At 34.6% G+C, this 23,261-nt stretch carries 19 protein-coding genes, 8 tRNA genes and 2 other annotated features; of the genes, 25 read left to right on the forward strand and 2 right to left on the reverse strand.

Going from position 1 to position 23,261, the window contains the following annotated elements; all coding sequences use genetic code 11:
- Window positions 1-159: 159 nt before the first annotated feature.
- The 3 genes from BMZ74_RS00305 (at window position 160) to BMZ74_RS00315 (ending at window position 1,756) form a co-directional block, all read left to right on the forward strand.
- Window positions 160-684, forward strand: a complete 525-nt coding sequence (locus BMZ74_RS00305; RefSeq protein ID WP_089857905.1) for a peptidylprolyl isomerase — start codon at window positions 160-162, stop codon at window positions 682-684.
- A gap of 80 nt (window positions 685-764) precedes the next feature.
- Window positions 765-1,331 (forward strand): GNAT family N-acetyltransferase, encoded by a 567-nt coding sequence (locus BMZ74_RS00310; protein ID WP_089857908.1) that lies wholly within the window; start codon window positions 765-767, stop codon window positions 1,329-1,331.
- Between the two features lie 161 nt (window positions 1,332-1,492).
- Complete coding sequence (locus BMZ74_RS00315) at window positions 1,493-1,756, forward strand: DegV family protein (RefSeq protein WP_089857911.1); 264 nt, start codon at window positions 1,493-1,495, stop codon at window positions 1,754-1,756.
- 253 nt (window positions 1,757-2,009) lie between these two features.
- Here BMZ74_RS00315 and BMZ74_RS00320 read toward each other — a convergent pair.
- Window positions 2,010-2,097: transfer RNA gene (locus tag BMZ74_RS00320), tRNA-Leu, on the reverse strand.
- 195 nt (window positions 2,098-2,292) lie between these two features.
- Between BMZ74_RS00320 and BMZ74_RS00325 the strand changes: the two genes are divergently transcribed.
- From BMZ74_RS00325 to BMZ74_RS00425, 21 genes are all read left to right on the forward strand, one after another.
- The gene (locus BMZ74_RS00325) at window positions 2,293-3,552 is read left to right on the forward strand and encodes an LCP family protein (protein ID WP_089857914.1); all 1,260 of its coding nucleotides are present in this window, start codon (window positions 2,293-2,295) and stop codon (window positions 3,550-3,552) included.
- Between the two features lie 184 nt (window positions 3,553-3,736).
- A tRNA-Val gene (locus BMZ74_RS00330) sits at window positions 3,737-3,812 on the forward strand.
- Between the two features lie 57 nt (window positions 3,813-3,869).
- Window positions 3,870-3,946, forward strand: a tRNA-Asp gene (locus BMZ74_RS00335).
- 4 nt (window positions 3,947-3,950) lie between these two features.
- Window positions 3,951-4,026 (forward strand) — tRNA-Phe (locus BMZ74_RS00340).
- A gap of 6 nt (window positions 4,027-4,032) precedes the next feature.
- Window positions 4,033-4,107: transfer RNA gene (locus BMZ74_RS00345), tRNA-Gly, on the forward strand.
- Between the two features lie 19 nt (window positions 4,108-4,126).
- Window positions 4,127-4,201 (forward strand) — tRNA-Cys (locus BMZ74_RS00350).
- A gap of 206 nt (window positions 4,202-4,407) precedes the next feature.
- Window positions 4,408-4,782, forward strand: coding sequence for an ArsR/SmtB family transcription factor (locus tag BMZ74_RS00355; protein ID WP_089857917.1), 375 nt, complete (start codon window positions 4,408-4,410; stop codon window positions 4,780-4,782).
- Window positions 4,783-4,847: 65 nt separating this feature from the next.
- Window positions 4,848-5,249, forward strand: coding sequence for an arsenate reductase ArsC (locus BMZ74_RS00360; protein ID WP_089857920.1), 402 nt, complete (start codon window positions 4,848-4,850; stop codon window positions 5,247-5,249).
- A gap of 131 nt (window positions 5,250-5,380) precedes the next feature.
- A tRNA-Lys gene (locus tag BMZ74_RS00365) sits at window positions 5,381-5,457 on the forward strand.
- Window positions 5,458-5,553: 96 nt separating this feature from the next.
- Window positions 5,554-5,642 (forward strand) — tRNA-Leu (locus BMZ74_RS00370).
- 98 nt (window positions 5,643-5,740) lie between these two features.
- Window positions 5,741-5,997: a binding site (T-box leader), on the forward strand.
- A 98-nt stretch (window positions 5,998-6,095) separates the two neighbouring features.
- Complete coding sequence (thrS, locus tag BMZ74_RS00375; RefSeq protein WP_089857923.1) at window positions 6,096-8,027, forward strand: threonine--tRNA ligase; 1,932 nt, start codon at window positions 6,096-6,098, stop codon at window positions 8,025-8,027.
- A gap of 320 nt (window positions 8,028-8,347) precedes the next feature.
- Window positions 8,348-8,809, forward strand: a complete 462-nt coding sequence (gene infC / locus BMZ74_RS00380; protein WP_425432336.1) for a translation initiation factor IF-3 — start codon at window positions 8,348-8,350, stop codon at window positions 8,807-8,809.
- 75 nt (window positions 8,810-8,884) lie between these two features.
- A complete protein-coding gene (rpmI, locus tag BMZ74_RS00385) occupies window positions 8,885-9,079 on the forward strand; it encodes a 50S ribosomal protein L35 (RefSeq protein ID WP_089857929.1) in 195 nt (64 codons plus the stop codon).
- Between the two features lie 44 nt (window positions 9,080-9,123).
- Window positions 9,124-9,483, forward strand: a complete 360-nt coding sequence (gene rplT / locus BMZ74_RS00390; protein WP_089857932.1) for a 50S ribosomal protein L20 — start codon at window positions 9,124-9,126, stop codon at window positions 9,481-9,483.
- A 3-nt stretch (window positions 9,484-9,486) separates the two neighbouring features.
- On the forward strand, window positions 9,487-10,293 hold the full coding sequence (locus tag BMZ74_RS00395) for a TrmH family RNA methyltransferase (protein WP_089857935.1): 807 nt from the start codon (window positions 9,487-9,489) through the stop codon (window positions 10,291-10,293).
- Window positions 10,294-10,368: 75 nt separating this feature from the next.
- Window positions 10,369-10,592 (forward strand) — a binding site (T-box leader).
- Window positions 10,593-10,655: 63 nt separating this feature from the next.
- The gene (gene pheS / locus BMZ74_RS00400; RefSeq protein WP_089857938.1) at window positions 10,656-11,681 is read left to right on the forward strand and encodes a phenylalanine--tRNA ligase subunit alpha; all 1,026 of its coding nucleotides are present in this window, start codon (window positions 10,656-10,658) and stop codon (window positions 11,679-11,681) included.
- Between the two features lie 55 nt (window positions 11,682-11,736).
- Window positions 11,737-14,172, forward strand: a complete 2,436-nt coding sequence (gene pheT, locus BMZ74_RS00405) for a phenylalanine--tRNA ligase subunit beta (protein ID WP_245750768.1) — start codon at window positions 11,737-11,739, stop codon at window positions 14,170-14,172.
- 72 nt (window positions 14,173-14,244) lie between these two features.
- Window positions 14,245-14,592 carry a cell division protein ZapA gene (locus BMZ74_RS00410; RefSeq protein WP_245750769.1) on the forward strand — a complete coding sequence of 116 codons (348 nt, stop codon included), beginning with the start codon at window positions 14,245-14,247 and terminating at the stop codon, window positions 14,590-14,592.
- Window positions 14,593-15,084, forward strand: coding sequence for a CvpA family protein (locus BMZ74_RS00415; RefSeq protein ID WP_089857948.1), 492 nt, complete (start codon window positions 14,593-14,595; stop codon window positions 15,082-15,084).
- Between the two features lie 43 nt (window positions 15,085-15,127).
- Window positions 15,128-16,861 (forward strand): DNA polymerase/3'-5' exonuclease PolX, encoded by a 1,734-nt coding sequence (gene polX / locus BMZ74_RS00420; RefSeq protein ID WP_089857951.1) that lies wholly within the window; start codon window positions 15,128-15,130, stop codon window positions 16,859-16,861.
- Window positions 16,862-16,888: 27 nt separating this feature from the next.
- Window positions 16,889-19,264, forward strand: a complete 2,376-nt coding sequence (locus BMZ74_RS00425; protein ID WP_089857954.1) for an endonuclease MutS2 — start codon at window positions 16,889-16,891, stop codon at window positions 19,262-19,264.
- Window positions 19,265-19,359: 95 nt separating this feature from the next.
- Here BMZ74_RS00425 and BMZ74_RS00430 read toward each other — a convergent pair whose 3' ends face one another.
- Window positions 19,360-21,828: a penicillin-binding protein 1A gene (locus tag BMZ74_RS00430; RefSeq protein WP_089857957.1), complete on the reverse strand. Its 2,469-nt coding sequence runs from the start codon at window positions 21,826-21,828 to the stop codon at window positions 19,360-19,362.
- A 150-nt stretch (window positions 21,829-21,978) separates the two neighbouring features.
- Between BMZ74_RS00430 and tyrS the strand changes: the two genes are divergently transcribed.
- On the forward strand, window positions 21,979-23,199 hold the full coding sequence (gene tyrS, locus BMZ74_RS00435; protein ID WP_089857960.1) for a tyrosine--tRNA ligase: 1,221 nt from the start codon (window positions 21,979-21,981) through the stop codon (window positions 23,197-23,199).
- The last annotated feature ends 62 nt before the right edge of the window (window positions 23,200-23,261 follow it).

A 23,261-nucleotide genomic window follows, 5' to 3' on the forward strand; every position in this document is an offset into this window, starting at 1 on the left:
ACTAATTAGCTGTAGTTAAGTTTGATTAGTTTAATTTATCTTAAATTAAGTTGATTAGTTTAATCCTAAAGAAATAAAGGGCCTTAAATTTGTATTTTTAGCTTTAATTTAATATAATTAAGGAAGTGAAAATCTAATTATTTAAGGAGAGGTGTTTTAATGAGTAAAAATCCAGAAGTAACAATTACAATGACTACTGGTGAAGAAATTAAAATTGAATTATTGCCAGAAAAGGCAGAGAATACAGTCCGTAATTTTATTGAGTTAGCAGAAGCCGGTTATTATGATGGGCTTAAATTTCATCGGGTTATTCCTGGCTTTATGGTTCAGGGAGGTTGCCCAGATGGTACTGGGATGGGTAATCCAGGTTATGCAATTAAGGGTGAATTTAGCAGTAATGGATATGATAACGATCTCGCTCATCAAAGAGGAATAATATCAATGGCTAGAAGTGCACAGCCAGATTCAGCTGGTTCTCAGTTTTTTATAATGCATCAAGATGCACCACATCTTGATGGCCAGTATGCTGCTTTTGGTCAGGTTATTTCTGGGCTGGAAGTTGTAGATCAAATTGCTGCTGTAGAAACTGACCATAGAGATATGCCTAAAATAGATCAAATTATGGAAACTGTGACAGTAGAAACTTTTGATCAAGAATATGAACCAGCTGCTAAAATTAATTAGTTTAATAGATAACTGAAGCCGGCAGCTTACCGCCGGCTTTTTATTTTATTTAATAAATTATTTCAGAGAGGAAAATGATTATGGAACCATTATATCGTAATAAATTATCTTCTCCTAGATTGGAGCTGCGAGTGCTTAAACCTGCTCAAGCGGACTTAGTTCTAGATTATTACCAGAGAAATAAATTATTTCTAAAAAAATGGTCAGCAGAAAGAGAAGCTTCTTTTTATACTATTACTGAACAGCAGAATCAGCTGGCCGCTGATTTAACTTCTATTAGAAGAGGTCAGTTATATAGAGTCTGGATTTTTAAAAAGGCAGATCCAGCAAAAGTTATTGGGAGCATTTCATTTAGTAATATTGTGCGCGGCTGTTTTCATTCCTGTTTTTTAGGTTACCAGCTGTCTCAATCAGAAGTTAAGCAGGGTTATATGACTGAAGCTTTGAAAACAGCTATAAATTATGCTTTTTCTGATTTAAGGTTGCATAGAATAGAGGCTAATATTATGCCTGAGAATAAAGCATCTCTGCGAGTTGTAGAAAAATTAGGTTTTTATTGTGAGGGGTTGGCTAAAAACTATTTAAAGATTAATGGCAGTTGGCAAGACCATTTACATTTAGTTTTACTAAATCATAATGTAGAATAATCAGATAATTAAAAGAAAATATATTAGTAATTTGCCAAAAAAAGGGATTGGACAATGGCTGCACAAATTCTTGTTGATAGTGCCTGTGACTTACCAGATAGTCTTGTAGCTGATTAGTCCAGAAGAATTTATAAATAGTTTTATTACAAGTGCTGCTAAAGGTGAAGCCTGTCTTTATCTTAGTTTTTCTTCGCAAATGTCAGGTGCTTATCAAACTGGTTGACCATCTATTTATGCTGGATAATTTGAAGGCTCTGCAAAAGGGAGGTCGAATTAGTAAGACTAAATATCTGTTAGGTAATGTTTTACAGATAAAGCCAGTTTTAGATGTAGAAGCAGGAAAGATTGAAGTTATCGAGAAAATACCGGGTTCTAAAAAGGCTATTAATATAATGACCGAACTATTTAAAGAAAAGAAGTTATAATTTAGATAAATAGCTAATTGCTATTACTCATGCAAATGATAGAGAAAAGGCTGAGGATTTAAAGCAAGAAATTGAGGCATCAGGTGGTCAAGTGTTTTTGGTTAAGCTAATTAGCAGTGTTTTGGTTAGCCATCTTGGTCAGGGTGGAATTAGAATATTTTTTTGAAGCAGTATCTTTTTTAAACTTAAAAACCCCCAAGAAACCTGAATTACCAGGGTAAACTTGGGGGTAAATTATCTTATTAAATTTAAATGGTGCCGAGGGCGGGATTCGAACCCGCACGGTCTAAGCGACCACTAGCCCCTCAAGCTAACGCGTCTGCCAGTTCCGCCACCTCGGCATCACAATTATAAATTATACCATAAAAAATAATTTTGTCAATATTTTTCTTTAATTATCTTTTTAAATCAAAAAATAAGAAAAAGAATTAAATTTATTTTAATTGCTTATCCTCTAAATTACTCTTTCTTTTGCAGGAATTGCAATTATAATCAAGAATATAAATTTAGAGAGGGAAATAGGGGAGGCAAATACAGTGTCAGAAGAAAATACTAATGATTCTAAAAAAGGTTATAAATGGATTGGGGCTATTTTAATTGTCCTGCTTTTAATTTTTATTGGTATTGCCGGTTTTTATCTGGAACATGATTTTGGCAGAGTTAATAAAAATTCAGTTGAGCAAAGTGAAATAATTCAGCAGGGAGATCAAGAAACTGAAAATCAAAGTGAGCAGTCTGGAGCAGATAGCGGTGAGTCAATTTTAAATGATAATTCTGCAGTTCAATCTCAATCTGATTTAAATCTAAATAAAAATTCAGCTAATGACGTAATTAAAACAGATACAAGTACCAATGAAATAGAATCTGAAAATAGTAAAGATATTACATCAGCAGCAAAAGATGTTAAAAAAGAAAAACTGGCTGAAATAATTGAGCAGAATGAAGCTGGAAGCTTAGAGAGTGAAATTCTAAATCCAGAAAAAGTTAAATTAAAAGAAGATTTACAGAATAAAGATTATGAAATTCAGCATTCTTCGAATCAATCTGATCAGGAAACAGATAATCAAAGTGAAAAATCAGTAAATAATTCTGATCTTGTTGAAAATAATAAAACTGAAGTTAAACAATCATTATTTGATCGTTTAATGAGTATAATTGGTTTAAATGAAGCAGAATTTGAACAAAATTTAAATATTCTATTTGTTGGGTTTGATGATGAAGCAAGTGTTTCGCTAGGCACTGTAGAGGCTGATTCGATTATGCTTGCTTACTTGCGACCTAATGAGCATAAAATATTTTTAAAAAATATTGATCAAGATTTAATCTATCAAAAAAGAGCTTTAAAAGATTATCCAGAATCTGAGCTTAAAGAAGTGGTTAGAAATAATTTTGAATCTGAATTAAATAATTATGTTTATGTAAATTACCAGGGATTTGAAAAAGTAATAGATGAACTTGGTGGAATAGAGTTAAAATTAGCTGAGCCTTTGAAAATATCAGCGCTAGGACTTAATTTAAAAGCTGGTTCTAATATGTTATCAGGCAAGGAAGCTTTAAACTTTACCCGCTGGAAGGGAGGTAGTAAGTCAGATCGTTTAGCAAGGCAGAAAAAGGTAATTAATGCCGTGCTAGCAAAGTTAAGATCTAATAGTGTCTTATTTAACGTTAAAGATCTTTATAATACTATAGTTAATAGTTATAATTCTGTTGAGACTGACATTGATCCAGTTCTGGCAGCCGAAATTTTTAACTATATTCATAAAAATAGTGATTTAAAGCTTGAATATATTGAATAAGCTGGCGAATAAAGCTTGTTAAGAAAAAAATAACTGCAGTTGATTTTAGAAGTATTTGTGAGGATTAAGAATTTAAATTAGCTTAATAACTGATATCAACTAATATTTGTTTTTGACTTCAAGCAGCATTTTATATATACTAGTTATTGCTGACGCGGTAATTATAAATTTAATTTACTGCAGAGGGCGAATAGCTCAGTTGGGAGAGCACCTGCCTTACAAGCAGGGGGTCACAGGTTCGAGCCCTGTTTCGCCCACCATTTTATTTAAGTCAGTTACAGTTACATATGGAAGTATTAGTAACTTCCCAGGAAAGTGGAGGTGTAGCGTAGCGGTTTAACGCGCCGGCCTGTCAAGCCGGAGATCGCGAGTTCAAATCTCGTCTCCTCCGCCATTATGGTGGGATAGCTCAGTCGGTAGAGCAGAGGATTGAAAATCCTCGTGTCGACAGTTCGATTCTGTCTCCCACCACCATTTTTTGCGGGAATAGCTCAGTGGTAGAGCATCACGTTGCCAACGTGAGGGTCGCGAGTTCAAATCTCGTTTCCCGCTCCATTTTTTTATTTGCAGCCTGGGCGGCATAGCCAAGTGGTAAGGCAGAGGACTGCAAATCCTTTATTCATCGGTTCAAATCCGATTGCCGCCTCCATAATACTTCGTGATCTAACAGCCATTTGGGCTGTTTTTTGTATTTTGGGGTAATTATTTTTAGAGATTTTTAGTTCTGTATTGATATAAGTTTTAACTTAGTAGATTGTTAAATTAATGTTAAAGACTAATTTAAGGCTTGACTGGACTAACTTTTAAAGCTATTATATGATTATAATCGAATATAATAATATAAGGATGAAAATAATGGATCTAATGAAAGTTTTAAAAGCATTATCTCATCAAAATAGAATTAGGATTTTAAACTTATTACAGAAACAGCAGCTTTGTGTCTGTGAAATAGAGAATATTATGCAGATAAATCAGTCAAATGCTTCTCGCCATCTTAATAAGCTAAAGCAGGCTGGGCTTATTTATAGTAACCAGGCAGCACATTGGGTATATTATTATTTAAACAATAAATTAATAGCAGAGCATACGTTTCTTAATAATTTATTTACTGAAGAAACTCTTAATTTAGAAATTTGTCAATTAGATGAACTTCGTTTACAAAAATATAATAAAAGTAACTTAACTTGTGTTAATTTAAGTAATGATACTTCTATTTTAGATAAAATATAGAAAATAATGTTTTAGCTTATACTCAATAAATATTTTAAAGGATCAGATAAGAGGAGTGATAAATAATGAAATATAAAGTAGCTTTTGTTTGTATTGGTAATTCTTGTCGTAGTCAAATGGCAGAAGGCTTTGCTAGGCATTATGGTAGTGATGTTTTAGAAGTTTACAGTGCAGGTACAGACCCAGCAGATCAGGTAAAAGAAAATGCTATTAAAGCAATGGCAGAAGTGAATATTAATATTAATAATCAATATCCAAAATTATTGGCTGATATACCAGATGAACTTGATATTTTAATTACTATGGGTTGTGGAGTAGAATGTCCTTATATTCCTTGTAAAATAAGAGAAGATTGGGGCTTAGATGATCCAGCTGGTAAGCCAATTGAAGTATTTAGAGAAACAAGGGATGTAATTAAAGAAAAAGTAAAAAAATTAATTGCTCAGGCCAGACAAGAAGATATCTAGACTATAAAAATATATTTTAATTTTTGCTTGCCATTTACTATTTTTTATGATATATTTATTTATGGCTCAACAAACTGAGCTTTTATTTATGCTTTGTTTTTTTGCTGTTTGCAGAAAAATATTGTTATCGTAGACCATTAGCTCAATTGGCTAGAGCACCTGACTCTTAATCAGGGGGTTCAGGGTTCGAGTCCCTGATGGTCTACCATTTCAACAAGCTTTTGGCGATAAATTTGTGCTTGACAAAGTATTGGACGATTGATATAATACAAAATGTCGCAACAAAAACTTTATTTTATACCAGGCCGGGGTGGCGGAATTGGCAGACGCATCGGACTTAAAATCCGGTGGGAATTTATTCCCGTGTCGGTTCGAGCCCGACCCCCGGCACCACTTTCCACATTTTTAGTGTGGTTTTTTTATATTAAAAATTAAACTAAAAAATATTTGACATTTAAGCTGAATAAGACTATAATTATAAAAAATAATAATTAAATGCATTGAGGGAGAAGAGTAAATTTAGTAGATAGTTAACAGAGAACTGTGCCGGCGGCTGAAAGCACATAACCAATCACTGAATTGAAAACCACTCCTGAGCAGGCAGAAGGAACCAAGTATTTCTGCCCGGATAAACCGTTACCTTATCATTAAGTGAATAATAGAGTTGAAATTTAATTAAATTTTCTGTAGTAATTATTTTAATTTTATTATTAACTAGAGTGGAACCACGATATCCTTCGTCTCTATATTTTGAGATGAGGGATTTTTTGATTTTTTATAGTTTGTGTACTTAAAAGTTTAATTAATTTAAATAATTTAGCATAATCTTAATAGGAGGGAAATACAATGGAAAAAGTAAAAGTTACTCTGCCTGATGGTTCAGTTAAGGAATATGAGGCTGGTACTACAATCGAAGAAGTTGCTTATTCAATCGGTAAAGGGTTGGGAAGAGATGCTATTGCAGGTGTAGTTGATGGCAAACAGGTTGATGTTTATTATCCAATTGAAAAAAATATTGAACTGGCGATCATTACAATTGATAGTGATGAAGCTCTGGAAATAATTCGTCATACTACTTCTCATGTAATGGCGCAAGCTGTTAAAAGAGTCTATGATGATGTACAGGTTGCAATTGGTCCAGCAATAGATGATGGTTTTTATTATGACTTTGATTTAGCTGAGACAATCAATGAAGATTCTCTGGTTGAGATTGAAGCTGAAATGGATAAAATTATTAAAGCAGATCTTGAAATTAGACGTAGAGAATTACCACGAGCTGAAGCAGTTGAATTAATGAAGCAGAGAAATGAAAAATATAAATTAGAATTAATTTCTGAACTTGATGATGAAATGATTAGTCTTTATTTTCAAGATGATTTTGTAGATCTTTGTCGGGGCCCACATCTGCCTTCAACTGGTTATATTAAAGCTTTTAAACTGCTTAATGTAGCTGGCGCTTATTGGCGGGGAGACGAAAATAATGAAATGCTGCAGAGAATTTATGGTACAGCTTTTGCCTCTCAAAAAGAGCTAGATAAATATTTGGCCAGAATTGAAGAGGCTAAGAAAAGAGATCATCGTAAAATTGGTAAAGAGCTAGATTTATTTAGTTTACAAGATGAAGGTAAGGGCTTTCCTTTCTTCCATCCTAAAGGAATGGCTATTAGAAATGAACTGGTTAATTTCTGGCAGGAAGAACATCGTAAAGCTGGTTATCAAGAAATTAAAACACCAATTATTTTAGATGAATCGCTCTGGCACCGCTCTGGTCACTGGGATCATTATAAGGATAACATGTACTTTACTACTATTGATGATGAAGCACATGCGGTTAAACCAATGAACTGTCCTGGTGGTATTTTAGTTTATAAAAATTCTATGCATAGTTATCGTGAAATGCCAATTAGAATGGCCGAAATGGGTCTAGTTCATCGACATGAAATGTCAGGAGTTCTGCATGGCTTAATGAGGGTCAGGAGTTTTACCCAAGATGATGCTCATATATATTGCCTGCCCGAACAAATTGAGGAAGAATTAATTGGAGTAATGGACTTAGTTGATACGATTTATAGTACTTTTGGTTTTAAATATAAAGTTGAACTAAGTACAAAACCAGAAAAAGCAATGGGATCTGATGAGCTCTGGGATCAAGCCACTGCTGCTCTTAAAAATGCAATCGATAAAAATGGACTTGAATATGAGATTAATGAAGGTGATGGTGCTTTTTATGGTCCTAAAATTGATTTTCACCTCGAAGATTGTCTTGGTCGGACCTGGCAGTGTGGAACAATTCAGCTTGATTTCCAGATGCCGGAAAGATTTGAAATGACATACATTGGTCAAGATGGCGAAGAACACCGTCCAGTAATGATTCACCGGGCTATCTATGGTAGTCTGGAAAGATTTATGGGGATTTTAATTGAGCATTTTGCTGGTGCTTTTCCAACCTGGCTGGCTCCTGTTCAAGTTGAAGTTATTCCTGTTTCTGATGATCAGCTTGACTATGCTTTTAAAGTCAAAGCAGCTCTCAGTGAAGCTAAATTGAGAGTAGAGGTAGATGCCCGGCCTGAAAAAGTAGGCTATAAAATTAGAGATGCTCAAGTTAAACAAGTTCCATATATGTTGATTGTTGGCAGTCGAGAAGAAGAGGACAATACTGTTTCAGTTAGAGAGAGAAGGGAAGGCGATCTTGGGACAAGTACAGTCGCTGAATTTAAAAATAAAATTATTGATGAAATCGCTAATAAAGAATTTACAGTAGAAGATACTTTGAGCTAATTAAAATCATTCTGAAAAAATTATTGACAGCTAGTCTGACATATGCTATACTTATTTAGAAAAAGAAAGTAGAGACACCTGTTTCTCACCAGTTAAGACTGGTTAATATCAGTTTATTCTGCTGTTGCTTAGTTGGCAGAATTTAATCGCTATCTATTTATGTCTATTGAATAGATAGGCTGTTGTACTGATTAATTTGATTTCAAACGGGTGGTTTCTACCATCCGTTTTTTGTTTTTTCTATATCACTCAGGAGGTGCATAAATATCGTTAATGAGTTAAGAACTAATGATCGGATTAGAGCAAGAGAGGTTCGTCTGATCGATCAAGATGGAGAGCAAATTGGTATTAGGTCGCTGAATGAAGCTTTAGATAGGGCTGTTGAGCAGGGAATGGACTTAGTAGAGGTTGCTCCCCAGGCTAATCCACCTGTATGCAGAATTATGGATTACGGAAAATATAAGTATGAACAGGCCAAGAAAGAAAAAGAAGCCAAAAAGAACCAGAATGTTATGAATGTAAAAGAGGTTCAAATGGGCGTTAAAATTGAAGATCATGATTTTAATGTAAAACTAAAACAGGCACGGAGGTTTCTCAACAATAAAGATAAAGTAAAAGTTAGGATTCGCTTTAGAGGTAGAGAAATGATGCATAAAGAACTTGGTTATGATCTTATGGACCGTTTAATTGAAGGTACTGAAGATATTGGTAAGGTTGAAAGTAAAGCTAAAATGGAAGGTAGAAATATGATGATGTTTCTAACTCCGGAAAGTGATAAGTAATTACAGCAGTTGAATTATTTTAAATAGACATTATTTAACTGGCAAAAACAATTATAAGTAGTAGGAGGTTAAATCATGCCAAAACTTAAAACACATAAAGGAATTGCTAAAAGAGTTAAGACTACTTCTAAAGGCAAACTTAAACATCACAAAGGTTTTCACAGCCATATTTTAACTAAAAAAAGTGGTAAAAGAAAAAGAGATTTAAGAAAAGCTAAATTATTAAGTAAATCATATCAAAAAAAATATAAAAAATTATTAAATAGATAAAAAAATAACAGACTTTTAAATTTTTGGAAGGAGTGTCATTTGAGATGCCACGTGTAAAAAGAGGAAATAAGGCGCGCAAGCGTAGAAAAAAAGTATTGAAGCTGGCTAAAGGTTACTTTGGCTCCCGGAGTAAGTTATATCGCCCTGCTAATCAGGCGGTAATGAAATCTTTACATTATGCTTATCGTGATCGGAGAAATAAAAAACGTGAATTCCGCAAACTGTGGATTACCCGGATTAATGCTGCAGCAAGACAGGAAGGCTTATCTTACAGCCGTTTTATTAATGGTTTAAGACAGGCAGAGGTAGAAATTGATCGTAAAATGTTAGCTGATCTGGCTGTAAATGATCAGTCTGCTTTTGCTGATTTAGTTACCTTAGCTAAAGCTCAGTTAGGAAATTAAATAATGGAAGTTATCAGCAGTTCTCAAAATGATAAGGTTAAGTATTTAAATAAACTTTATCGAAGTCGGACAAGACGTCAGGAAGGACTCTTTATTCTGGAAGGAAAGAGACTTATTGAGGCTGCAGCAGCAGGAGGAGCAGATTTTAAACAAGTCTTTCTCACTCCTGCTTTTTTTGAGACAGCTGCTCATGAGCAGCTGTTAAATATTTTAAAAAATAGTGCTGAGCTAATTCTTATTACACCAGAATTATTAGCTGATTTAGCTTCTACAGTTAATCCTCAGGGAATACTGGCAACTGTCAAAGAAAATGTATTAACTGAAGATAAATTTTATCAGTCAGCAGCTAAAATATTACTGCTGGATAGGATTCAGGATCCTGGTAATATGGGGACAATGATCAGAACTGCTGTTGCAGCAGGCTTCTCAGGTATTATTACTCTCAAAGGATCAGTTGATATTTATAACCAAAAGGTTATTCGTTCAACAATGGGAGCAATTTTTTCGATTCCTATTAGACAGCGGGTTAAACAGCAGAATTTTTTGACTGAATTAAATAATTCAGCTAGCCAGCACGAATTATTAGCTGCAGATCTAACAGCAGCTGAATATCATTTTGAACATCAATATCAAACTAAGCTTATTTTAATGATCGGTAATGAAGCAAATGGACTGGCACCAGAATTACTTACAGCTGCAGATAGCCGCCTAAAAATTCCACTTGCTGGTCAAATTGAATCTCTTAATGCTGCTGTAGCAGCTTCTGTAATTGCTTTTGAGATTTTGAGTAGGTCACTGCAAAATAAATAGCAAAAGCAAGTTAGTTACTCAAAAGAGGCTTGTTAGAGTTTGATATTTATGGTATAATCAAAAGAAAAATATTTTAGAAAAGCTAAGAAAGAGAAAGTAGCTAAAGGTAATTATGACAGGGAATAACTGGCCAGACTGAAACCAGTTTAATAATTTAATTTAGTGAAGTTCACTCTGGAGCTGAGAGCTGAAAATAAGTAGGCTTTTCCGGAAGCAGCAGCTTTCGTTAAGAAAAAAGTGATTCCACTGTTTTACAGTTGGGATAATCAGGGTGGTTATACGGTAATCTCGTCCCTTAGGGACGGGATTTTTTCTATTTTAAAGATAGTTAATTTATTCAAATTAATTTGGAGGTGTTAGTTTTGGATTTATTGAAAGATCTAAAAAAAATTGAAGAAGAAGCAGCTGCCGAGTTAAGCTCAGTTGCTGATTTAGCTGAACTAGAAGAACTTAGAATTAAATATCTAGGTAAAAAAGGTGCTGTACAGTCAGTATTTGCACAAATGGGTAAAATATCTGCTGAAGAAAGACCAGTGGTTGGTAAAGAAGCCAATTTACTCAAAAACAAAATTCAGAACTGGATAGGTGAACATAAAGAAAAACTAACAGCTGAAGCAGCTGAGCAGAGATTTGCAGCTGAAAAAATTGATGTAACTCTGCCAGGAGCTCAGATTAAAACAGGAAGAACTCATCCTTTAAGTTTAATTCGCCAGGAATTAGAAGAAATATTTATTGGAATGGGTTATAAAATAGCTGAAGGTCCAGAAATCGAGAGCGAATATTATAATTTTGAAGCGTTAAATATTCCAGAACATCATCCAGCTCGTGATCTGCAGGATACTTTATATATTGATGATAATTACCTGCTGCGAACTCATACTTCTCCCGTTCAGGTCAGGACTATGGAAGCTCAGGAACCTCCTGTTAGAATTATTGCCCCAGGTCGAGTTTATCGTTCTGATGAATTAGATGCTTCTCATTCGCCTATTTTTCATCAGGCAGAAGGTCTGGTAATTGATCGAGATATTTCTTTTAGTGATTTAAAAGGGACAATAGAATTAATTGTAGAAGCTTTATTCGGTAAAAATAGAGAAGTAAGGTTTAGACCTAGCTATTTCCCTTTTACTGAGCCAAGTGCGGAAGTTGATGTTTCCTGTATTGTCTGCGGAGGTGAGGGATGTCCTCTTTGCTCAAGAACCGGCTGGTTAGAAATTATGGGTTCTGGAATGGTTCATCCTAATGTCTTAGAAATGTCTGGTTATGACAAAGATTATTATAGTGGTTTTGCTTTTGGAATTGGGCTTGATCGGTTAGCTTTATTAAAATATGGGATTGATGATATTCGTGTGCTTTATGAGAATGATCAGCGCTTTTTACATCAATTTTAGTTAATAAATTTATTTTAACGATTTACTTTAAAGTTTATTAAAGATTAAAGAAAGGATGATTATTTTGCAGATATCTTATAATTGGTTAAAAAAATATCTTGAGCTTAATTTTACTCCGCAAGATCTGGCCGAAAAAATGACAATGGCTGGTTTAGAAGTAGAAGGAGTTGAATATCTTGGTGAGGGATTAGAGGATATAATTATTGCTAAAATTGAAAGAATAGATCCTCATCCTGATGCCGATAAATTGGTAATCTGTCAGGTGAGAACCTCTGCTGAGCAAGATCTTTTTCCTGTTGTTACAGGAGCACCTAATGTAAAAGCAGGTCAGATGGTACCACTAGCTAAAGTTGGCGCTAGTTTACCAGGAGGAATCCAGATTGAAGAAGTAAAACTAAGAGGTGAGTTATCTCAGGGAATGCTTTGTTCTGCAGATGAACTGGGTCTGCAGGAAGACAGGGCAGCTGGTATAATGATTTTAAGTGAAGATGCACCCCTTGGCGGTAGTTTCCTGCGCTATAAGAATTTAGATGACTATATCTTTAAACTTGATCTAACGCCTAATTATGCTCGCTGTTTAGGGATGATTGGAGTTGCAAGAGAACTTAAATCATTGTATGCTCCTGAAAAAGAATTAGTTAAACCAGAAATATCTTTTACAGAATCAAACTCTGAAGAAGAAATTAGTAAGCAGGTTAAAATAACTATTCAGGATCCAGATCTTTGTCCGAGATATACAGCACGTCTAGTTAAAAATCTTGAAATAAAAGATTCACCAGATTGGCTGCAACGTCGTCTCCGGGCAGCAGGAATTAGGCCGATTAATAATGTAGTTGATATCAGTAATTTTGTTTTAATGGAATATAATCAGCCATTACACACTTTTGATTTTGATAAAATTGAATCAGGTCAAGTGATAGTTAGAAGAGCAGATCAAGCTGAAAAAATGCAGACCCTTGATGATCAAGAACGCCAGCTGACAGATGATATGCTTGTAATTGCTGATCCCGAAAAAGCAATAGCAGTTGCTGGAGTTATGGGCGGATTAAATAGTGAAGTGACAGCTGAGACAACTAATGTTTTAATAGAATCAGCTTATTTTAATCCAATTAGTATTCGTAAAACAGCTAAAAAACTAGGTATGCATTCTGATGCCTCTCATCGTTTTGAAAGAGGTATAGATATTGAAAAAGTTATTGAAGCTAACAATAGAGCCTGCCAGCTTCTGGAGAAATACGCTGGTGGAGAAGTTGTACCAGGAGTTATTGATCAATATCCAATTCATTTCGAAGCACCTGTAATTGAGTTAAGGACCGCACGAGTTAATCAGCTATTGGGAATTGAACTTAAAAGTGAAGAAATTGCTGCTGGCTTAACCAGGTTAGGCTTCACAGTTGAAACTAAACAAAATGATTTTCTGGTAACTGTACCTTCTTATCGAACTGATGTCAGTCAGGCGGCAGATTTAGTAGAAGAGGTAGCTCGAATTTATGGTTATAATAAAATACCGTCTACCAGACCTGTTGCTACTCAGAGAGGAAGACGCAGTCCACAGCAAAAATTTGAATTGCGAGTTAAGCAATTACTGCAGTCTGCTGGACTAGATCAAGTAATAACTTATAGTCTGCAGGATAAAAAAGACTATCAAAAATTAGCTTTACTCCAAAATCAGGAATACAAAGATTTTGTCAGCATTAAAAATCCTTTAAGTGAAGCTTTTGCAATTTTAAGGACTACTCTTTTTCCAGGTCTGCTTAATGTTTTATCTAGTAACTCTCGCCGCCAGATAGAAGAAATGGCAATTTTTGAGACTGGAACAGTTTTCCTTAATCAAGGTCAGAATAAACGTCCTGTCGAGTTGCATAAACTTGGAGCTGCTGTTTTTGGTAATAAACATAATTATTGGCAGCAGGGAGCACCTAATTTTTATAAACTAAAAGGTATTTTAGAAATGTTGTTTAACAGAACAGCTCTAAAAGAAGTTGAATTTATTCCAGCTGCAGATGAAGAACAGAAATTTATGCATCCAGGTAGAAAAGCAGAAATTAAGTCGGGAACTACTACACTTGGTTATTTAGGTGAAATTCATCCTGAACTTGCTGCCGAAAATGATTTACCAGTTGGAACTGCAGTTTTTGAAATTGATCTCGATTTATTATTTAAACTAACTAAAGCTGAAAAGTATCATTACCAAAAATTAGTTAAATATCCTGTCTTAGCACGTGATCTGGCAATTGTAATTGCAGCTGACCTACCAATAGGTAAAATTTATCAGGCAATTAAAAGCCAGGGAGGTAAAATGCTTAAAAATCTGCAGTTATTTGATATTTATCAGGGAGATCAGATAAAATCAGGTTATAAAAGTGCAGCTTTTGAACTTAAATTTCAGGCAGAAGATCGTACTTTAACTGATCAAGAAGTAAATCAGCGTTTTAATAAGATAGTAGAGCATCTGGCAGCTGAATATTCAGCAGAAATTCGAGGAAATTAGAATTCCAGGCAGGAATTTGCCTTTTTGTAATGAATATATTATATTAGACTACTATAGCTGGAGATGTTGCTAATGATTGCAAAAAAGCAGGATAAAAATAAATTTAAATTGAATATTTTAGGTGATCAGTTTACTGTAACTGGAGATTTTGATGAGGACTATATAGCTAAATTGGCTGATTATGTTGAAAAGACTGGTTTAGAGATTCGTAATGCTTATCCTAAACTGCCTTTTCGGAGACTTTCTAATCTGACAATGATTAATCTGGCTGATGAATATTTTAAATTGCGCAGTCAGTGCATAGAACTAAGTAAAGAAAAAGAAAGATTGCGGGAAGCAAATCAAAGCCTGCATCAAGAATTAAAAAAGCTCAGACAAGAAAACGAAGAACTCAATACACTACTTGAGGAGGTAGAATAATTGGATATTATTAATTTCCTTGATGTTATTATCCTGGTTATTCTGCTCTTTTTTGCCTACAATGGTTTTCGAAGAGGCTTTATCGACCAAACAAGCACTATTTTAGGATTGCTGGCTGCTTTATTTGTTGCAGTTAGGCAGTATGAGTATTTTCAGCAGTTTTTAGAACCATATTTAGATTTATCGACTTCTTTAATTCAGTTTATTAGTTTTGCGATTATCTTTGTTGTTGTAAATATAGTTATCCATGTGCTGGGAATTACTTTGAAAAAAATTGTTGATGCTATATTTTTACAGCCAGTTGATCGGGCTGCTGGATTTTTATTGGGAGTTGTTAAAGCAGGAATTATTATTTATCTTTTAATTTTAATTCTGGCTCAGATTCCTTATCAGAAGGTGCATCAGGTATTAAATAATTCATTTTTAGCCCAAAGAATAATTGAAGCATCTCCTTATATTCAATCTAAAATAGAGGAATTTTTACGGCCATGATATTTTTCATGGCCTTTTCAATATTTCAGTGAGGTGATTTAAAATGCAGGAATTAACTAATAAAGAAATCGCCAGAGTCTTGACAGAATTTGCTGATTTACTGGCAATTAAAGGGGAAAATGATTTTAAAATAAGGGCCTACACTAATGCTGCTCGAAAAATAGAATCATATCCAGAAAAGATTAAAGAATTGGCAGCAGAGGATAAGTTAAAAGAAATCAAAGGAATCGGTAGTGGTATTGGTGAGTCAATTAAGGAACTGCTTAATGATGGCCAAATAGCTGAAATGGCAGCTATTAAAGCGGAACTACCAGCTGGAGTAATTGCTATGACTGATATCCAGGGTTTAGGTCCCAAGACAGCGCATCGTTTTTATTATGAGCTTGAAATTGAAGATTTAACAAGTCTTGAAGCTGCTTTAAGTGATGGTAAAATAAGAAAGTTAAAAGGTTTTGGTAAAAAATCAGAAGAAAAATTACTGCAGGCTTTACAAAATCATACTAAATATGTTAATAAAATAACTCTTGCTAAAGCTTTAAAAACAGCAGCAGAAATTATTAAGGAAATAAAAACTAGTCTTACTGATGATTTGTACAGTCAGCTTGAAATTTGTGGCAGCAGTAGGCGCAAAAAAGAATTGATTGGTGATCTTGATATTTTAATTGCTACAGCTAAGCCAGCAGAATTATCTGCTAAATTAAAAAATCTTGATTTTACTGCTGAAGTCATTGGAGCTGGAGATACAAAAGTTAGCATTAGAACTGAGGCGGGAGTTCAGACAGATTTCCGTCTGGTCAGTCAGGCAGAATTTCCGTCTGCACTGCATTATTTTACAGGATCACAGGCTCATAATGTTAGAATGAGACAGCTGGCTAAACAACATGATTTAAAGCTAAGTGAGTATGGACTTTTTAAAACTGATGGCAGTAAAGAAGAAATTAAAAGCGAGCAGGATATTTTTAAGCTTTTAGGGCTGGCCTATATTATTCCAGAACTACGGGAAGATCAAGGAGAAATTGAGGCTGCCCAAACTGGTAATTTACCGGAGAGTATTGCAGAAAAAGATTATCAGGGAGATCTGCATCTGCATTCCAATTATAGTGATGGTGCATTTTCTATTGCAGAGATGGCAGCAGAAGCTCAAAAAAGAGGATATCAGTATATAGCTGTAACTGACCATTCTCAAGCTTTAACTGTTGCAAATGGAATGAGTGAACAAGCTTTAAAAAAGCAGATTAAAGAGATTGATGAACTTAATCAAAAATTTACTGATTTCAAAATTTTAAAGGGAGTAGAAGTAGATATTTTAAAGTCAGGGGAACTTTATTTTTCAGTTGAATTATTAGATCAGCTTGATTTTGTAATTGCTTCTGTACACAGCTATTTTAACTTAACTGAGTTAGAAATGACAGAACGACTCTGTAAAGCGGCTGCTAATCCTCAGGTGAATTTAATAGCACATCCAACTGGTAGAATTTTAGGAGGAAGATCAGCCTATCAAATTAATTTTGCTAAGCTGTTAGAGATTTGTGCAGCTAATAATACTGCTCTAGAAATTAACGCTTCTCCAACTCGCCTTGATCTTAATGCAGAAAAAGCACGTCAGGCCAGAAAAGCTGGCGTTAAGATTGCGATTAATACTGATGCTCATCACTATCGAGAATATGATGATATTAAATTGGGAATAGCAACTGCTCGAAGGGGTTGGCTGGAAAAAGCAGATGTGATTAATACTTTTAGTCAGCAGGAATTACTTGCTTTTTTACAGGTAGATTAACAATTATCATACTGGAGGTAGCTAAAGTTGAAAGAACACAGTCTTGATGTTTTAGAATATAAGAAGATAATTAAATTAACTGCTGATAGATCAGCAACTAAGATTGGTAAAGAAATTGTTTTAAATATGGAGCCAGTTGCCAATAAAGGCTATATTCAAAATAGGCTGGCTGAAGTAACAGCTTTAAAAACAATGATTGAAGATTATTCTGCTCTGCCCTTTGGAGGAGTTAGGGATATTAGGGAGGCACTGCAAAAGTCTGCTAAGGGAGCTGTGCTTGCAACTAATGAGATTAGTGAGGTTAGATCAACTCTACGCGGTATAAAAGAGTTACATCAATATCTGGCTAAAATAGAAAAAGAACTTGACCCCCGCCTTATTGAGCGGGAATATCAAGTCATTTATGATTTAAGTGCTGAGCTGAGAACAAGACCAGCGCTGGCCCGTGAGATAGATCGCTGTTTAAATGATTATGGCGAAATAGCAGATGATGCCAGTCCAAGACTGCACTCTCTGCGTTCAAAGATGACAGCTCTAGAAAATGATATTCGTGATCGGCTTGATTCAATTGTCAAAAGCAAACATTATCAAAATATGCTGCAGGAAAGTATTGTTACTAGACGGGAGAATCGTTATGTAGTACCAGTTAAACAAGAACAGCGCAGTAATTTTGATGGAATTGTACATGGTCAATCAGCTAGTGGTTTAACTTTATTTATGGAGCCAATGGCAGTTGTAAAGTTAAATAATGAATTAAGAGAAGTAAAAGCTAGGGAAAGTGCTGAAATTCAAAGAATATTACAGATGTTGAGTGCTAAGATTGCTCAAGAAGAAGAAATCTTAAAAACTGATTTAATGATTATTTCCCGGCTGGACAGTATTTCAGCTGCAGCAAAATTTAGTCTTGACTTTAAATGTAATCCACCTCAAGTTAATGAAACTGGTTTAATTGAATTAAATCAGGCCCGGCATCCGCTTTTGAAAGAAAAACCTGTTCCGATTGATCTTAAATTAGGAAATAAAATTTCTACTCTTGTTATAACTGGTCCTAATACAGGAGGTAAGACTGTTGCTTTAAAAACAGTAGGGCTTTTAACTTTAATGGCTCAAACTGGTTTTCATATCCCGGCTGCTGTTAATTCTACAGTAGCAGTTTTCCAACAAATATATGCTGATATTGGAGATGAACAAAGTATTGAGCAAAATTTGAGTACTTTTTCTTCTCATATGCACCGGATAAGGGAATTTCTGGCTTCTGCTGATAAATCGACTCTTGTTTTAATGGATGAGTTAGGAGTTGGGACTGATCCAGAAGAAGGAGCTGCGCTTGGTATTTCAATCTTAGAATCATTACAGCAAAAAAATGCAATTACTATTGCAACTACTCATTATAGCCAGCTAAAAAGTTATGCCTATACAACTGAGAAAGTTGAAAATGCTTCGGTTGAATTTGATATTGAAACTTTAAAACCTACTTATAATTTAATTATGGGAGTACCTGGTGGATCTAATGCTTTTGAAATAGCACTTAGATTAGGAATTCCTGAGTCGATTATTAGGCGGGCCAGATCACTGCTCAGTGAAGATGAAATAAAAGTTGAAACTATAATTAAAGAATTAAATCAGGAACGAAATCGCTATCAAAATTTGCGGCAGGAAATGGAAAGCTATCATCAGCGGGAAAAAGAATTAAAAGAAAAATATGAGCGTTTAATCGTTGAACAGCAGGAGAAGCATCAGACTGAAATGGAGCAGGCTCGTGAAGAAGCTGCTGAGATTGTTCAGGAAGCTAAAAAAGAAGCACGTCGAATTATTAGTGAATTAAAAGATAAAGATTATCTCCAGCGTTCTGAAGTTGATCGGGCACAAAGTTCAGCTAATCAAGATTTAAAAGATTTAAGGCAATCTTTTGATCAACCAGCTGCTCAGCAGGCTGAGCAGGAAATTAAAAGTGATTTTGAAGTTGGTGACCAGGTTAGAGTCCGCAGCATTGGACGTAAAGGTGAAATTATCGAGATTGATTGGGATAAAAAAGAGGCCCGCATTCAGGCTGGAATTATGAAAATAACAGCTTCATTAACTGAATTGGTTAAAGTTGAACTTCCAGAGCCAGAAGAAGAAGAGCAGTTGCAAAAATATCGAGTTAAAAAAGCAAGTAAGGTAGCAAATAAATTAGATCTAAGAGGTGAAAGATACGAAGCTGCTCAGTATAAGGTTGATAAATATCTTGATGATGCTTTCCTAGCCGGTTTAAAAGAAGTAGAAATAGTACATGGTAAAGGTACTGGTGCTCTGCGTGAAGCAGTTGAAGATGTATTGCAGAGAAATGAACATGTAGAAAAATTTAGACTTGGTATTCAGCGTGAAGGTGGAACCGGTGTAACTATTGTAAGACTTAAATAGTATATTTAATAATAATTTATTTGTTTAAAATAAAAGCTGGCCAGTCTGGCCAGCTTTTATTATTTAGCATAATTTTAAGTTGAAACTTTAGCTGTTTAATCACTACCAAAAATATCGAAAATACTGCGTCCAGAATCCTGCTGATTATCCTCTGTTTGATTCTGGTTATTATCTGTCTGATCATCAGCTGTTTGATTACCATTATTTGAATTAGAATCATTTTCTTCAGAAGAATTATCTGAATTAAAATTGAATCCATTATCAGGGTGGAGATTACATGTTCTAGTTGGTTTTAATTCATAGTGTGGCTTGCCATTTCTTCTTAATTTAGGAATACCATATTCAGAATCAATTTGCTGAACTGGTTCTCCAACACCAACTACATAAAGACCTCTTACTAAGTCTTTTGCTTTTTTATTAGCATTATTTTCGCGAAAACTTTTTTGAGTTGGTCCAATTCTAATTCCAGAGTCAACTAGATAGTGTCTTTCTTCAATTTGATCAGCCGGACAATTAGCAGTTGCAATTAAGCCACTGCGTTTATCAACTTTAATAGTTTCAACAGGACCATGTAATTTTTCAGTTTGTAGAGGTTCAGTTCCCTTTTTAAAAGGCAGAACATCTATTCTTGGGGAATAATCATTAGGACGCAGTCCTGTATATGGATCGACAGCTACTTCAATTATACCATCTGGTTTCTGAAAATCAATTATTGGCATATCTTTTACTGCAGCTCGCATATACTCTCCCCAGATTTGAGCTGCTTCTCCACTGCCAACTGTTTTAACATCATACTCCATTGAACGCCGGGTATCTTCTCCAATCCAGACACTGGTTGCTATTTGAGATGTAAAGCCAACAAACCAGGCATCAGTATAATCATTAGTTGTCCCTGTTTTACCAGCAACATCACGATTTTTCATTTGCGCCCGGTGACCAGTTCCATTTTCAACAACACTTTTTAGCATAGAAGTAATTAAATAGCTATTAGCTTCTGACATTATCATTTTACTAGCTGGTTGAGCTTGATAGATTAAATTATCATTTTTATCGTAAACTTTATTAATAGCATGTGGTTCTGTATAGATTCCTTTATTAGCAAAAACACTATAAGCAGCAGCCATTTCCAGCGGGGTTACACCTCGATTAAGCCCTCCCAGAGCTAGTGAATAATGATCATCATAATAATCATCTTTAGTAAAAGTAGAAATACCAAGTTTAGTAGTAAAATCAAGTACATTTTTTACGCCCACATTTTTAATTAGCTTAACAGCAGCTATGTTAACTGAATGAGTTAAAGCAGTGTTAAGATTAATTAGTCCACGATATTTATTACCATAATCTTTTGGCCAGATCGAAAGATTCTTTTTATTACTTTCTGAAGCTAACATTGGTAAATCATTAATTACTGTAGCTGTGGTATAATCTCCTTTAATTAAGGCAGTCGAATAGACAAAGGGCTTAAAAGCTGATCCTGGCTGGCGTACTGCCTGATAAGCTCGATTAAACTGATCTGTTCCTCTCCCGCCAATCATAGCTTTGATTGCTCCATTATTTACATCAAGACTAACTAAAGAGAGCTGTGGCTGTAAATTGCCATTTTGGCCTGACTGAAAAGAAGGAATAAAACCATTTTCTATTTTATTTTTTATAGTGTTTTCGGCAAGATGTTGCATTGTTGGATCAAGAGTTGTATAAACTTTTAACCCACCATTATAAACAAGTGAAGCACCAAATTTATCAATTAATTTATCTCTGACATATAAAATGAAATAATGGGCAATTTCTTGTTTTTTTGAACCGCCCTGGGCCAGATGTAGTTTTTCTGCCTGAGCTTGATTGCGCTGCTTTTTAGTAATATAACCGAGTTCATACATTCTATCTAAAACGACATTACGTCTTTTAATTGCGAGTTCAGGATTGCGCAGTGGAGAATAATTATTAGGAGATTGAGGCAAACCAGCGATTAAAGCTGACTCTGCTAAATCAAGTTCCCAGACATGTTTATCAAAATACTGCAGAGAAGCAGTTTCTACTCCATAAGCACTGTGTCCTAAGAAAATTTCATTTAAATACATTTCAAGAATTTCTGACTTGGTATACATTCTTTCAAATTGAATTGCCAAATAAGCTTCTTGAATTTTACGATAATAAGTTTTATTTAAAGTTAAAAAAGCATTACGAGCTAACTGCTGGGTAATTGTACTTGCTCCCTGATCCAGCAGATCACCTTTCATAATATTATTAACCATGGCCCGGGCGATTCCCCAGAAATCAATTCCATGGTGAACATAAAATTTAGTATCCTCAATAGCTATAATTGCATTTTTTAAATTTTCCGGCATTTTTTCCAGCGGTACATAGACTCTATTTTCTTTAAAAAGTTTAGTTAAAAGCTCGCCATTTGCATCATAGATCATTGTGGCCTGACTTGAACCTTTATAATCTGTTATATCTGGGGTATCCTGGATAATCCAGGTGATAGCACCTAAAACAGCACCCGTTCCCAGGGCGAATATTATTAAAAAGGTAATTAAAATTATTGCCTTTGTCTTTTTCTTCATTACTCAACCTCCCGTTCAAATAAATATTATAACATAAAACAACTGTTTATGGTACCCCTTGTTAGTAATTAATCTATCTGTTATAATTAAATGACAAAGGATACAGGAGGTGAACTGCCTGTCGCCCGATAATTGGGACAGGTGTTTTTTATGGAAATTAATGAACAACTAGAGATATTAAAGCGGGGAGTAAGTGACCTTATTTCTGAGCAGGAATTAAAAGATAAATTAATTAAAGCTGAAAAAGAAGGTCGTCCGTTGAAAGTTAAACTTGGTCTTGATCCAACTGCACCAGATATTCATTTAGGTCATACAGTAGTTTTACGTAAATTGAAGCAGTTCCAGGATTTAGGACATGAAGTCTATTTAGTAATTGGAGATTTTACTGGAATGATAGGTGATCCAACTGGAAAATCTGAAACTAGAAAACAATTAACAGAGGCTGAAGTTAAAGAAAATGCTCGTACATATCAGGAACAGTTCTCTAAAGTACTTGACCCAGAGAAAACAAAAGTTGTTTTTAATGGTGATTGGTTAGGGGAAATGAACTTTGCTGATGTTTTAGAACTGTCAGCTTATTATACTGTAGCTAGAATGCTGGAAAGAGATGATTTTTCTAAACGTTATCAGGCTGAAAAACCAATTGGAATTCACGAGTTTTTCTATCCTTTAATGCAAGGTTATGATTCCGTTGCAATTGAAGCTGATGTCGAATTAGGAGGAACTGATCAGCGTTTTAACTTATTAGTCGGTCGTAATCTACAAAAAGAATATGGTCAGGAAGCACAGGTTGTTGTTATGATGCCTCTTTTAGAAGGTTTAGATGGGGTTAATAAGATGAGTAAAAGTCTGGATAATTATATTGGAGTTTATGATGAACCAGCTGATATGTACGGAAAAGTGATGTCAATTCCTGATAATATGATCTTGCGTTATTTTGAACTCTTAACTGATATTTCTGCGAGCAGATTAAGTGAAATTAAAGCAAAACTTGCTAATGATGATTTTAATCCAATGCAGTTAAAAAAAGAACTAGCAGCAGAAATTGTAAAGATATATCATAATGATGATGCAGCCAGTCAGGCAGCAGCAGAATTTGCTAATGTTTTTTCAGAAGGTAATTTACCCGAAGATATTCCAGAAGTAGAAATTAAAAGTACTGATCTAAAAGCAGGGGAACTCTGGATTGTTAAATTAGTGGCAGCCACTGGTCTGGTAGATTCTAATAGTGAAGCCAGAAGAATGATTAAACAAGGTGCTGTAACTATTAATGATCAAAAATATGAAAAAATTAATCTTGATCTCAAGGTTGAAGATAATATGATTATTCAGATTGGTAAAAGACGGTTTGCTAAAATAAAATTAGTTTAGACTGCTTATTTAAGTCTTGTTTTTTTATTATATATAATGTAAGTAAAATTCATTTCAGATTA

This window comes from Halanaerobium salsuginis, assembly GCF_900114545.1.
GTDB lineage: Bacteria > Bacillota > Halanaerobiia > Halanaerobiales > Halanaerobiaceae > Halanaerobium > Halanaerobium salsuginis.